The sequence below is a fragment of the Aequorivita sediminis genome (assembly GCF_032080575.2).
Lineage (GTDB): Bacteria > Bacteroidota > Bacteroidia > Flavobacteriales > Flavobacteriaceae > Aequorivita > Aequorivita sediminis.
In genome coordinates this window covers 179438-192744 of sequence record NZ_JAVLSO020000004.1, presented here as the reverse complement: position 1 = coordinate 192744, position 13307 = coordinate 179438, and the positions used below count along the sequence as shown (strand labels likewise).

Annotated in this window: 14 protein-coding genes; 6 read left to right on the top strand and 8 right to left on the bottom strand. The window is 37.3% G+C overall.

The genetic code is table 11. The annotated features are described in order from the left end of the window. The first annotated feature begins 46 nt into the window (after nucleotides 1-46). From RT250_RS09300 to RT250_RS09290, 3 genes are all read left to right on the top strand, one after another. Nucleotides 47-1114, top strand: coding sequence for an NADH:flavin oxidoreductase/NADH oxidase (locus RT250_RS09300; protein ID WP_313114271.1), 1068 nt, complete (start codon nucleotides 47-49; stop codon nucleotides 1112-1114). A gap of 106 nt (nucleotides 1115-1220) precedes the next feature. Continuing rightward, nucleotides 1221-2228: an LLM class flavin-dependent oxidoreductase gene (locus RT250_RS09295; protein WP_313114270.1), complete on the top strand. Its 1008-nt coding sequence runs from the start codon at nucleotides 1221-1223 to the stop codon at nucleotides 2226-2228. Between the two features lie 88 nt (nucleotides 2229-2316). After that, nucleotides 2317-2973 carry an HAD family hydrolase gene (locus tag RT250_RS09290; protein ID WP_313114269.1) on the top strand — a complete coding sequence of 219 codons (657 nt, stop codon included), beginning with the start codon at nucleotides 2317-2319 and terminating at the stop codon, nucleotides 2971-2973. 92 nt (nucleotides 2974-3065) lie between these two features. Here the strand turns inward: RT250_RS09290 and RT250_RS09285 are convergent, their stop codons facing one another. After that, complete coding sequence (locus tag RT250_RS09285; RefSeq protein ID WP_313114268.1) at nucleotides 3066-4544, bottom strand: exonuclease domain-containing protein; 1479 nt, start codon at nucleotides 4542-4544, stop codon at nucleotides 3066-3068. 179 nt (nucleotides 4545-4723) lie between these two features. On the opposite strand from RT250_RS09285, the gene RT250_RS09280 reads away from it, so the two are divergent. Then, nucleotides 4724-5500, top strand: coding sequence for a DUF1206 domain-containing protein (locus RT250_RS09280; protein WP_313114266.1), 777 nt, complete (start codon nucleotides 4724-4726; stop codon nucleotides 5498-5500). 129 nt (nucleotides 5501-5629) lie between these two features. Here RT250_RS09280 and RT250_RS09275 read toward each other — a convergent pair whose 3' ends face one another. Beyond that, on the bottom strand, nucleotides 5630-6838 hold the full coding sequence (locus RT250_RS09275) for a Bcr/CflA family multidrug efflux MFS transporter (protein ID WP_313114264.1): 1209 nt from the start codon (nucleotides 6836-6838) through the stop codon (nucleotides 5630-5632). A 277-nt stretch (nucleotides 6839-7115) separates the two neighbouring features. On the opposite strand from RT250_RS09275, the gene RT250_RS09270 reads away from it, so the two are divergent. Continuing rightward, complete coding sequence (locus RT250_RS09270; protein ID WP_313114262.1) at nucleotides 7116-7385, top strand: helix-turn-helix domain-containing protein; 270 nt, start codon at nucleotides 7116-7118, stop codon at nucleotides 7383-7385. Further along, complete coding sequence (locus tag RT250_RS09265; protein ID WP_313114261.1) at nucleotides 7386-9356, top strand: DUF2075 domain-containing protein; 1971 nt, start codon at nucleotides 7386-7388, stop codon at nucleotides 9354-9356. Here RT250_RS09265 and RT250_RS09260 read toward each other — a convergent pair. The 6 genes from RT250_RS09260 to RT250_RS09235 form a co-directional block, all read right to left on the bottom strand. Continuing rightward, nucleotides 9345-9725, bottom strand: a complete 381-nt coding sequence (locus RT250_RS09260) for a (deoxy)nucleoside triphosphate pyrophosphohydrolase (RefSeq protein WP_313114259.1) — start codon at nucleotides 9723-9725, stop codon at nucleotides 9345-9347. The two genes, RT250_RS09265 and RT250_RS09260, sit on opposite strands and share 12 nt — an antisense overlap. Before the next feature lie 48 nt (nucleotides 9726-9773). Beyond that, entirely contained in the window at nucleotides 9774-10013 is a 240-nt protein-coding gene (locus RT250_RS09255) for a Kazal-type serine protease inhibitor domain-containing protein (RefSeq protein WP_313114258.1), read from the bottom strand. A 51-nt stretch (nucleotides 10014-10064) separates the two neighbouring features. Then, a complete protein-coding gene (locus tag RT250_RS09250) occupies nucleotides 10065-11036 on the bottom strand; it encodes an L-histidine N(alpha)-methyltransferase (RefSeq protein ID WP_313114256.1) in 972 nt (323 codons plus the stop codon). A 14-nt stretch (nucleotides 11037-11050) separates the two neighbouring features. After that, the gene (gene egtB, locus RT250_RS09245; RefSeq protein WP_313114255.1) at nucleotides 11051-12232 is read right to left on the bottom strand and encodes an ergothioneine biosynthesis protein EgtB; all 1182 of its coding nucleotides are present in this window, start codon (nucleotides 12230-12232) and stop codon (nucleotides 11051-11053) included. A gap of 132 nt (nucleotides 12233-12364) precedes the next feature. After that, nucleotides 12365-12817, bottom strand: coding sequence for an energy transducer TonB (locus RT250_RS09240; RefSeq protein ID WP_313114253.1), 453 nt, complete (start codon nucleotides 12815-12817; stop codon nucleotides 12365-12367). A gap of 48 nt (nucleotides 12818-12865) precedes the next feature. Beyond that, the gene (locus RT250_RS09235) at nucleotides 12866-13300 is read right to left on the bottom strand and encodes an energy transducer TonB (RefSeq protein WP_313114251.1); all 435 of its coding nucleotides are present in this window, start codon (nucleotides 13298-13300) and stop codon (nucleotides 12866-12868) included. Nucleotides 13301-13307: the final 7 nt, after the last annotated feature.

Sequence of the window (13307 nt, the reverse complement as noted above, 5' to 3'; positions counted from 1 at the left end):
AAACTGAGAATGTTATTAGCCTTTATTATAAACCATAAAAATATAAATGAGCATACTTTTTTCTCCTTTAAAAATTAAAAATACCACACTTAAAAATAGAACCGTAATCTCACCTATGTGTATGTATAGCTGCGTTGACGGCTTTGCAAACGATTTTCATTTGGTTCACTTAGGAAGCCGCGCTTTAGGAGGAACGGCTTTAATTATTCAAGAAGCTACAGCCGTTTCTCCTGAAGGAAGAATTTCATACGGAGATATGGGAATCTGGAGTGATGAACACATTTTAAAACCTAAAGAGATTGTAAATTTTCTTCACGCACAAAAGGCGTTGATAGGAATTCAATTGGCGCATGCGGGTAGAAAAGCAAGTCATCAACTGCCACAAGAGGGTGCTAGAAAAATATCTCCAGACGATAAAAACGGATGGCAAACAGTATCTTCTTCAGCCTTGCCTTTTAGAGAAGGAGAACCGGCACCGCTAGCGTTAGATGCTGAGGGAATTGAAAAAGTAAAACAAGATTATATAGCGGCCACACGTCGCGCAGAAAAAGCAGGGTATGACGTGGTTGAAATTCACGCCGCACACGGATACTTATTTCACCAATTCTATTCGCCTTTAGCAAATAATCGCACCGATGAATACGGTGGAAGTTTCGAAAATAGAATTCGCTTACTTCTTGAAGTTACTGAATTAGTTAGAGCAGAATGGCCAGCCGAAAAACCACTTTTTGTTCGTATTTCAGCAACCGATTGGACAGAAGGAGGGTGGACGATTGAAGATTCGGTAAAACTCGCTGTAGAATTAAAAAAACGAGGGGTGGATCTTATCGATACCTCTACAGGAGGGAATGTGCCAAAAGCGATAATACCGAGTGAGCCTGGGTATCAAGTTAAATTTGCAGAACAGATTAAAAAAGAAGCAAATATTTTAACCGGTGCAGTAGGTCAAATTACCACTGCTGAACAATCGGAAGCAATTTTAAAAGAAGGGAAAGCCGATTTAATTTTCTACGGAAGAGAAAGTTTAAGAGATCCACATTTTGCCCTTCGTGCCGCTAAGGAACTAAACGCAGATATCGAGTGGCCAATACAATACCAACGAGCTAAATTATAGTTACAGTGTTGATCACGTGGCAATCGAAAACCTAATCGCTTATTTAGATGGTCGATGCGTTTTATTTTAAAGTAATACAAAACAATTAATAGCTACTCAATATATTATGACCAAAGAAGAACATAAAATAAATATACCATTTTCAGTTTTAGACCTCGTTCCTGTAATTCAGGGCAGCAGTCATAAAACGGCCATGGAAAGTAGTGTGGCATTAGCTCAAAAAGTAGAGGAGCTAGGTTTTAAACGCTTTTGGATTTCGGAGCATCACAATGCTGAAAGTTTAGTGAGTTCTGCTACACCGTTATTAATTGGTTATGTTGCCGAAAATACTAAAACCATTCGCGTGGGGTCTGGCGGGGTGATGCTGCCAAATCACGCTCCTTTAATCGTTGCAGAGCAGTTTGGAACACTGGCTACGCTTTATCCAGATAGAATAGACTTAGGTTTAGGACGTGCACCAGGTACCGACCAGCTTACAGCGAGAGCGCTAAGGCGAGAGCGTACCGAATCTGTAAACGATTTCCCTAATGATGTACAGGAATTACGACAATTTTTTTCTGCAAGCAATCAAAACAGTTTAGTTAGAGCCATTCCTGGAGAGGGACTAGATGTGCCATTGTACCTATTGGGTTCAAGTACCTACAGTGCCCAATTAGCAGGAGCATTAGGATTGCCGTATGCCTTTGCGAGTCACTTTGCACCAACACATTTGCACGATGCATTACGATTGTACCACGGAAATTTTGAAGCGTCTAAACAATTGGAGAAGCCTTATACTATGGCTGGAATCAATGTGGTAGTTGCCGATACCGATGAGGAAGCCGAATATTTATCTTCGAGTATGAAGTTGTTTATGCTGAATATTATCCGCAACACTCGTGCCCCACTGCCACCACCAATAAAAGATATGGATGCCGTGTGGAGCCCGATGGAAAAAGCACATATAACTAAAATGATGCAATTCACTTTTATTGGGAGCAAGGAAACAGTTCGGAAAAAACTTCTCAATTTTATAGCAGAAACAAGAATTGACGAAAGTATTGTGGTTGCCCATATTTACGATCAAGAAGCGAGATTAAAATCGTTTGAATTACTGTCGGAATTAAAACAATAGAGCTTCAACCCTAAACATTAATACATACTTTTAGAAGGAAGTTTTTAAAAAACATTGTTTTCTGTACCTTCGTCAAAAATTTTTCAAAATGCTGAAAGCTGTTCTTTTTGATATGGATGGTGTTATTGTAGACACCGAACCTTTACACCGCAAAGCGTACTTTAAAATGTTTGAGGAGGTGAAAATTGATGTAAATGAAGAACTTTACGATTCGTTTACAGGGCAAGCCACTTTACCAATTTGTAGAACCTTATGTGAACATTTTAGTCTTACAGATGCTCCGGAACACTTAGTTGCCACTAAAAGAAAGCATTTTAAATACCTTTTTGAAAATGATACGAGCTTAGACCTTTTAGATGGAGTTTACGACTTGATTAAAAACTACTACGAAAACGATCTAACTTTAGTATTGGCATCTTCGGCCTCTATGCCTAACATCAATCGTATTTTCGACCGATTCGATTTAAATAAGTTTTTTAAAGCGAAAATTAGTGGCGCCGATTTAAAAGCTTCAAAGCCACATCCTGAAATATTTATAAAAGCGGCAGCCCTTGCAGAACAGCCTACTGAAAACTGTATGGTGATTGAAGATTCTACTAACGGAATAAAAGCTGCCAAAGCAGCAAATATTTACTGTGTAGGTTTTAAAAGCCCACATTCCGTAAACCAAGACTACACCAAAGCAGATAAGGTGATTACTAGTTTTGATGAGATTCGTTACGAGAATTTAACGGATTTATCATAGCCGACTATAAAGACCTGACAGGTTTCTAAAACCTGTCAGGTCTAGTTCTGGGAGAGAAACCTGTCAGGTCTAAGTTCTAGTAGAAAAACCAGTTAAGCCAAATCCCAATGGCTAAACACGTCTTCTACTGTAGATTTAACTCTTTTGTTTCGCAATGTTTCCACTCTGTAATTTGCGAGTTGAGGTGATTCATCAAAATGAATAACATTTCGTTCTCCGTGTTTTTTAAGATGACTTCTTATAATCGCGTGGGTGTGATACGTAGCTTGTTGGAGTTTTAAGAAAGGCTCGTAATCTTCCACATTGCAAATAGCGTCGCTTCTATCAAAATATCCAAACCCTCGATACTGCCCTTCAACAACTAAGGCAAAGGCTATTTCGTCTTCCGTTCTACCTTTCCCTTGAATGGCAAAACTGGGTTTGTTTTCGTATAAATCTTGTAGAGCTGCTTGCACTTTAGCGTTGTAATCTTCAATTGTTTCAGTGTCCTCACAAATTCCTTCACAATTTTTTATGCGGTAGTGGCTGCATATTTCAACATTGCTTTGCAACGTACAAAATCGCGGACAGAGTTTATACGTTTCACAAATTTCTTCTAACTTTTCAAGAGCCTCGGTTTTGTTGTAAAAAGTGCCAACCGAATTGTGCAATACCTTCGTTTTGCTTAGCGCAAGCTGAATTATCCCGCGTTGATTGGTATAACTAATAATTTGATAGGTGGTTGTAGGCCACTTCTGGGCACGGTTAAACTTTGGGTAATGTTTTCTAATATGTTCCGATTCCACCAAAAGAGCTAACAGCTCGTTGCCGGTAATTTCAAAATCTATAAAATGTGTTTCTTGCCCGAGTTGGTATTCCTTGGTTTTTTTATCGTAGAAATGTGAGAGTACCCGCTTTTTGATGTTTTTGGCTTTCCCCGCATAAATCACCTGATGTTTTTGATTTTTAAAAAGATAAATCCCAGGCGCTTCTGGGAGTTCGTTTATCTGTTCGGTTGCAATATGAGGTGGGAGAGTGGCTTGTTTGGAACGCGGATTTAAAAACGTATTGATCGTTTCCCAATTTTCATCTAAGGAAAGCAATCTCTGAAAAAGAATAACCGTTGCATCCACATCGCCTTCCGCTCGGTGTCGGTTGAGGTGTGGAATGTTTATGGTATTACAAAGTCTGCCTAAACTATACGAAAGATGTCCAGGAATCAATTTACGGGATAGTCTAACAGTACAGAGTTTCTTTCGGTTGTAGTGTTGTCCTAACCTTCTAAACTCACCTCGTATAACATTGTAGTCGAAGCTAACATTATGTGCTACAAAAATGGCATCTTTAGTAAATTCTTCGACAGTTTCTGCAATTTCAAAAAAACGAGGTGCATCGGCTACCATTTCGTTGTTGATGCCTGTAAGTGCAGTGATATGTAAGGGAATTTCGCGCTCCGGATTTACAAGCGATGTAAACTTGTCTATCACCTCGCCATCTTTTAAAAGTGCGATGCAAATTTCGGTAATCCTATTCCCTGCAATACCGCCTCCGGTAGTTTCAACATCTATAATTGCAAAAAGTTGTGATTGCATTTTTTATTGCTTGAAAAACAAATGTAGGAAAAGTATTTTTAATATTTGGAATTATTCCTGTAAAATGGAAATAATCCAATTTAATATTTTTTAAAATTTATAAATGCTATAGGGACGCGTAATTTCTTTCCCTACTAGTAGTATCTTTATAATTTAATATTTATACTTGAAATTTTACTGTGAAAAACTCTTTTAAAACCCTCGCCATTATTGGCTTTATTTCCAAAGGAATCATCTATTTGGTAATAGGGATACTTTCTTTATTGGCGGCGTTAAATATGGGAGGGGAGAGTTCTGGTACCAGTCAGGCACTCACGTTTTTAAAAAAGCAACCATTCGGACAAATTCTCTTGTTGTTTTTAGGCGTTGGTTTGTTTTGTTATTCGTTTTGGATGTTTGTACAAAGTATAAAAGATCCAGAAAAGAAAGGTTCCACGCGCAATGCCTTATTACAACGGTTTGGATTGTTTATCACTGGATTAGTTTACGTTTTCGTAGCGGTTTTAGCATTTTATCACCTGGCTACGCCTACGGATAATGAAAAAGTAAAAAGTACCTATCTCGATTTTTTGGAGCCAACTACGCTCGCTGTGGTCTTTGTAATTATTGGAATTATACTAGCGATACAAACTGTAGTTTTAATTATAAGCGTTTTTAAAGGGGGAATGTTAGACCAATTTAACTTGGAAGGAAAAAGGTTTTCTTCTCTAATGAGGAAAGTAGGGATGTTCGGCTTTTATTCACGTGCATTTGTGGTGGGGATTATTTCCTATTTCTTTTTCCACGCAGGATTCTACACTGGCAGCAATAATATTAAAGGAATACAAGAAGCTTTTGAATTTTTAAACCAATCCAGCTTTGGAAAAGTGTTAATGGCAATTACTGCCATAGGTTTTATTTCCTATGGGGCGTTTTATGTATTTCTTACGCGATATAGGAGTTTTGAGGAAGAATAATTGGCAGAGATTATTCGAAGAGAAAGAATGTAAATGCGTATTTTAAACACTATTCTTTTTCCAAATAGATTTTTGAAATCTATATTTATCATTACCTAGATTTCCTAGCCATTCATGAAAAAAAGTTAATCAGGAAACGACTACCTCCTCTAGGTTTTTTATTTTCCGATTTCCCCAGTACAGCATAGATAATGAGGTGAGCGCACATAAAAACATGATTCCCGTCATAGGCAGCGGCGTGTCATTGCTCAACACCGATACTAAAGCAGTAATCAGCGCGCCAATCCCCAATTGAAGGGCGCCCATAAGGGCCGAGGCGGTTCCTGCATTCTTTTCAAAAGGTGCTAAAGACAAGGCAGAAGTATTAGGAAACGCAAAGCCTTGAGTGCTTAAAAAGAGGAATACCAAAACTATCATAGCGTACATGTCTACAAGCTTAAATACAGTTCCGAAAAACAAAAGAGCACCCGCAATAACTTGGCAGATCAAGGTGACTTTTACTATTTTTTGACTGCTGTATTTTCTTAATAGAAATGTGTTTACCTGACTGGCGATAACTAATCCCATGGCAATTATTCCAAAAATCCATCCGTACTGTTTTTCAGAAACTCCATAGAGTTCCATAAATACATGTGGAGACCCTGCGATATACGTATAGAGCCCACTAGCCGCAAAAGCCCCTGTTAAGGTATAGGTGTAAAATTGCGGTGTTTTAAATACATTCCAGAATTTGGAGCTAATGGATTTTGGTTTTAAGGACATGCTAGTATCTGGAGGTGCCCCTAAAGGTAGCCAGAAATACACGAGAATTATATTAATGGCTGCCAACACGGCTAAAATTATAAAAATAGAGTGCCAGCCCCAGTACGCTGTTGCGAATCCGCCTAAAGTAGGTGCGACTATTGGCGAAACTGCAATTACCAGCATAAGCAGACTGAAAACTTTGGCAATCTCCGACACGGGGAAAAGATCGCGCACCAAGGCACGAGCAGCCACCATCCCAGCACACCCTCCAAGTGCTTGTATAAAACGAACGAGAATTAGCGAATCTACAGAAGTTATATATACGATATAGATAGATGTAAACAGATAAATAAACAGGCCGATTAAGAGTGGAGTGCGTCTGCCAAAACGGTCTAATAATGGGCCGTAAATCATTTGCCCTATGCTTACGCCAATAAAATAACTAGAAAGCGAAAGAGCCACTTCCCCAGTAGTAGTGTTGAGGTCACGCGCTATCTCGGGAAACCCTGGTAGGTATAAATCGATAGAAAATGGCCCAAGCGCAGAAAGCAGCCCCAAGATAAGTATAACAAGCGTTCGTTTTTTCTTTTGCATTACATTTTTAAAAGCCTTCAAATTTACAAAAGCTATCACTGTAAAGCGGAGATATTAATATAGCTTTAGGGAAATGGGGGAAGGTAGAAACGCATTTATACTTTTACACCCATTAATTCTGTGAGTGTAGTAGTAAATGGTATTGCAGATGCGCTGCCAAGCTTGTAGTTTTTTAATTTTCTGAATTCCCTAGTGTTTATATAATATCTTAGTATAAACATAGGAATGAGACTTATTGTATGTTGATTTTCGCATACAATAAGTATAGTTTCGGATAATGATAAATAAATTTTTACTTAACGAATTTGGCGCAAAAATTCGTGAGCTAAGAGCAGAAAGAAATTTAAGTCAAGAACAACTTTCTTTTAGTACAGGTTTCCATAGAACTTATATTGGAATGATTGAAAGGGGAGAACGAAATATATCCCTAACAAATATCGCAGTATTTGCGAAAGTGTTTGAAATGGATATTTCTGAATTGGTATACTTCCATAATCAGAATTCAAAACATAGCTATCACGATTATGAATTAAAGGCTGATAGTTAAATGAAGAGAGCTTATTATAGTAATACGATTTTAGGCTTCTTATCTGAGGACTCAAATTCAATTTTAGGGCAATTAAGTTTAAATCATACAAATAGGTCTTTAGAGGATTTGCAAAAGAATGCTTGGGTTAAACAAATTCAAATTCTAAAGGATCAATTAAAAGGTATAAATGGTTCTATATATTTTGAGTTTTCTATACCTAGAATGGGAAAGAGGGTTGACAATATTTTAATTGTAAATGATTGTATTTTTGTTGTTGAATTTAAAGTGGGTGATGACGTTTATGGGAAACATGCGCAAACTCAAGTTATAGACTATTGCCTGGATTTACAAAATTTTCATGAAGGAAGTCATCATATTAAATTAATACCAGTTTTAGTATCAACTAATGCAGATTCCACACATTGTATTATAAGTGAGGTTGAAAAACATAATCAAGTAGCAAAATGCAATAAATCTGGATTAAGAGAAATTGTAGAAAAGTTCACTGATTTTACAAAACAAGAAATAGATATTAAAAAATGGGAGAATTCTATATATAAGCCTACGCCAACAATTATAGAGGTTGCTCAGGCTTTATATAAAGGTCATAAAGTAGAAGAAATATCTCGTCATGATGCTGGAGCTATAAATCTTTCTAGGACTTCTACATATATTAATCAGGTTATTGAAAAATCTAAATTATATAAGAAAAAATCAATATGTTTTGTTACTGGTGTACCTGGGGCAGGAAAAACACTAGCAGGTTTAAGTGTTGCAAATCAAAGGATGCTAGCGGATGAAGACGAGCATGCTGTTTTTCTATCAGGAAACGGACCCTTAGTTGATGTCTTAAGAGAAGCTTTAGCTAGAGATTACGTTTTAACTTCTAAAGAAAAAGGTGAGCGTGTAACAAAAGAAAATGCAAAAAGAAGGACGAATGCATTTATTCAAAATATACATCACTTCAGAGATGAATATCTTAATTATAATATAAAACCAACTGAAAAGGTAGTGGTGTTTGATGAAGCTCAAAGAGCATGGACAAAAAATCAAGTTAGTTCCTTTATGAAAAGGAAGAAGGGAATAGAAAACTTTGATATGTCAGAACCAGAATTTTTGATTGATGTTATGAATCGTCATGAGGATTGGTGTACTGTAGTTTGTTTAATTGGTGGGGGTCAGGAAATAAATACAGGTGAAGCGGGATTAGAGGAATGGATTAGTGCCTTTGAAAACGATTATAAAAATTGGGATATTCATTATTCTAATTTAATAGTTGATAGTCCCAATTATATAAAAACAGAAAATCAACGACAATGGCTATTTAATAATGCTACTTCTGTAACAGAGTTACATTTATCAGTATCTGTTCGCTCTTTTAGATCAGAAAAAGTTTCAGAATTTGTGCAAGAGCTTTTGGAGTTAAATACTGATGAAGCTAAGAGGGTATATTTAGAAATAAATAATGATTTTCCAATTTATCTTACTAGAGATTTAGGCGTGGCTCAGAACTGGCTCCGAGAGGTAAGTAAAGGTTCTGAAAGAATTGGGTTAATTGCTTCTTCAGGAGCAAGGAGATTAAGAGCTTTAGGGATTGATGTAAAAAACGAAATTTCTCCACCTAACTGGTTTTTAAATGACAAAGAAGATGTAAGGTCTTCATATTTTTTAGAAGATGTTGCTACAGAATTTGATGTACAAGGTTTAGAGATTGATAGAACTTGTTTAATATGGGGGGCAAATTTTTATATTGATAATAACAAATGGGTATACCAAAATTTTAAAGGAAGTAAGTGGATGAATATCAATCAGGAAATTAGCAAAGATTACCTTAAGAATACATATCGAGTTTTGTTAACTCGTGCAAGGCAAGGCATGGTGATTTTTATTCCTGAAGGTTCGAAGTTAGACCATACCCGCCCCAGTAAATTTTATGATGGCACCTATAATTATTTTAAGGAAATAGGCATAGAAGAGTTAGTTAAATAACAACTCCTCCACCACAGGTACATCCGCCTCAGCCCAATCCAAGGCTGGTAATTCATTCTTATCCACTAAAACATAATCCGCGTGCTCTCGTAGCTTCAACTCCCCTGAAACATAGTCAGCGGTATATGGAATCAATTTTATTTTAAAATTAGGATAAGCATGGATTACCGGTGTCAGTCGGTTTTTGACTTCAACATTAATATTTAATTCTTCTAGAACCTCGCGCTTTACGCACTCTATTTCAGATTCTCCTTCTTCAATTTTACCACCCGCAAATTCCCATTTCAAAGGAAGTAACATTGTTGAACTTCGTTGTACGGCAAGAATTTTTTCATCTTTTAATATTACAGCGCAAACTACTTCAATCATTTTTATAAAACTTAAAAATCAAATTTATTCAAAGTAAACTGTGTACAATCAAATCCCCTCCCCACACTTCCCAGGAACACTAGCGGTTACTCCAGCTCGTTGGGCTACGCAGGGGTTGGAGTAGGTTTTGCCGTCGCAGCCGCATACTGGGTCGTATTGCATGGTGCAAGGGCCGTCGCTAATTTTGGATTCGTCAATACAGTCGGTGGGTTTTTTTACTGCGCAAGAAATTATAAGTAGGGCAACAATTAAAAATGATATGAGTAGAAAGTAGGGTGATGTTTTCAAGCTGCTTCTGTTTTGGTTAGAAATAGAAGCATCTAAATTAAACAATATTTCCTAAATTTTTCGCAAGACGTAGTCTTTGTAATACCCATTTTTATCTGTAAAGGAAGTTTCAATGGTAAGGCCTGCTTGTTCGGCCAACCAAGCCACAGTTTTATCGTCGTATTTTTGTGAAATTTCGGTGTGGATGGTTTCCCATTGTTCAAAACTTATATCGAGATCAAGGTGTTTAATGTGTACATCCATGGCTTCGGTAGCTACTAAAAAGCTTTTTGCCGTGCCGGTTTCTGGATTGTAGGATTCCCAATGTGTGAATTTATCTACATCAAAATTCGCGTTTAACTCTCGGTTTATTCGGGTTAAAATATTTTTGTTGAAGGCAGCAGTAATTCCTGTTTGGTCGTTATAAGCATCCAAAACAGTCTGCGGATTTTTCTTTTGGTCGAAACCCATAAACAGTAGGTCATCTGCCAGCATCGTATCTTTTAGTTTGCTGAGAAAGTCGATGGCTTTAGGATGTAGCAAGTTCCCAATATTACTGCCTAAAACCACAATCACTTTTTTCCGCTTATTAAACCCTTTAAGGCGTTCTAAAACCTCAAAATATTCCCCTATTTCGGCATCTACCGTTAGCGATGGCATTTCTTGGGCTAGGTTGTTAGTGAGTAATTCTACTGCGTTTTCACTAATATCTATAGGCTTGTAAACAAAATTGAAGTTATTGTCGGTCATATACTTGAGCAGCAATTTTGTTTTTTTACCATCGCCAGCGCCAAGTTCGATTAAATCTAAACCGTTCTCGCGATCGCGAAAAAGTTCGCCTATGGTTTTCGTATGCGTAGCGAGGATTTCGAATTCGCAACCGGTAAGGTAGTATTCTGGCATAGCCATAATATCCTGAAATAGCTTGTCGCCTTTTTTATCGTAAAAATATTTAGACGAAAGGTATTTCGGGAAGCTGCTAAGGCCTTCCTTAACTTCGGTTTTAAATGTAGTATCTCTTTGAGTTTTTGCTTTAATATCCATAGGTGAGGTGTCTGTTATTTTGCTAATCGCAAACCTGTAAATTGCCAACGCAGGTTTGTTTGAAAGAAGTTGCGGTAGGTGGGGCGGGTATGGTTTTGTGAGGTTGCTACCGAGCCGCCGCGCAGCACTTTTTGGTTTACCATAAACTTGCCGTTGTATTCACCAATGGCTCCAGGGGCTTTGGTGTAATTGGGGTAGGGAAGGTAGGCGCTCTCGGTCCATTCCCAACGGCTGCCCCATTCAAAGTTGTTTTGTGCAGTTTCCCATTCGAATTCGGTAGGAAGTCGGCAAGATTTCCATTGGGCGTAGGCAAAGGCTTCATAATAGGAAATATGCGACAGCGGCGCGTCAAGATCGATTTCTTGAAGTCCTTGTAAGGTGTATTGATGCCACTTACCGTCAATATTATGCCAATACATCGGAGCTTTAATGTTGTTAGTTTTTATCCAATCTAAACCTTCGGCATGCCATAGGTTGAAATCTTCGTATCCGCCAGCGTTTATAAATTCAAGGTATTCGGCATTGGTCACGAGTTTATTCGAAATTTTATAATTGTGTAGATATACTTTATGTCGTCCCAATTCATTGTCGTAGCAGAATGCGTCAGGATTGTTATGTCCAATTTCATAAATTCCTTCTTTTATATCTATCCATTCTCTATCGAAATTTTGGATGGGATTTTCAGAAAAGGTATCGTTGTATTTAGGCAATAAGGGATTATTCCCTAAGATGTATTTTATATCGGTTGTAAGTAGTTCTTGATGTTGTTTTTCGTGGTGTATTCCTATAAGAAGTACATCTTTTAATTCTTCTGAAATTCCCTTGTCGGAATTGTTGAGTTCAGTAAGAAAATCTTTCATTTCTGAAGTAACGTAGTGCCGGTAATCATAAACCTTAGCTACGCCTGGTCGAGAGAGGTTTCCGCGGTCGTTTCTAACCACGCGTTTCCCTACATTCTCGTAATAACTATTGAATACAAAAGCGAAGTCGTCGTGGAAAAGTTTGTAGTTTGGCTTGTATGGCTTTAATATGAATTCTTCGAAAAACCATGAGGTATGCCCAAGATGCCATTTAGGAGGGGAAACATCTACAATAGGCTGAACAACATAATCTTCAATTTCCAGCGGTTTGCAAATGTCTTCTGTATGTTGGCGGGTTTCAAGAAAAAATGAAACCAAAGTATCGGTAACAATCATAAAAAAGTGTTTTTAACTGAGTAAACTCACGAATTATCTACACTTTAAATATAATTATTAATATTGTTTAACGCTTTGATTGTCTCGTTAAACAGTTGTTAAACTAGAGAATTTAATTTTTTGCCTTGAATTTTACTTCTCTTTTTTGGGAGGTTCAATTTTAAAAACAATGGGAAGTGCATAAAGTACTCCCACATCTTTACCGAGGTGGTATCCGGGTTTCATTTTAGGAAGTTTACTTACCACGCGTACGGCTTCTGCTTCAATTTCAGCTCGGTCTGCATTCGCCTGAACATCTACTACGTTGCCATATTTATCAATTTTAAATTGCACGGCAGTTCGGTAAATTTTTGGAGGCAAATTTAAAGCCTCCATTTTTTTCATATTAAAATGCTGGTTGACAAAGGCCGAGATATTTTCGGACATACATTTTTTTAATATTCTATTATCATCTCCGGTACATCCTGGATATATAGGAACTTGGTCGATTACCGCAAATGGGACGTCTGCCCGTAATGTATTAGCGTCTTGAGCGAATGAAATAGTAGTAAAACCAAAAGCTAAGATGAGTAGAAAATTTTTCATGATGGCGAGGATAAAATTAATTTTATTCTAAAAAAACCTGTTTAAAAATTACTTCCCAGTTTTAAAATTAAAAGGAACGGCCATTTTAATTTTTCTTGGTTTCCCTGCCATCATTCCTGGTTTCGCCATTTTAGGGATGGCCATAATATTTCTTTTTGCTTCTTCTTGTAGCGATTTGGTTCCCCCGGTAACCTTGGTTACTTCAACCAGTCCTTTTTCATTGATTACGAATTCAACCGTTACCTTTCCTTGCTCATTTCTCTTGTAAGCATCGGCAGGATATTTAAAGTTTTTAGAAATATGGGCCGATAATTTCTGGTTAAAACAATTGTCGCGTTCGGCTACGTTTCCTTTTTCGCATCCAGGCCATACTGGGCCAATTTCTTTAAGGGTAACTTCGTTTTTATTTACATCACCCCATTCTTGTTGCGCAAAAATGGTTGTGGAAAATAATATACATACGGCAATAAGTAGGTTTTTCATAATAGGT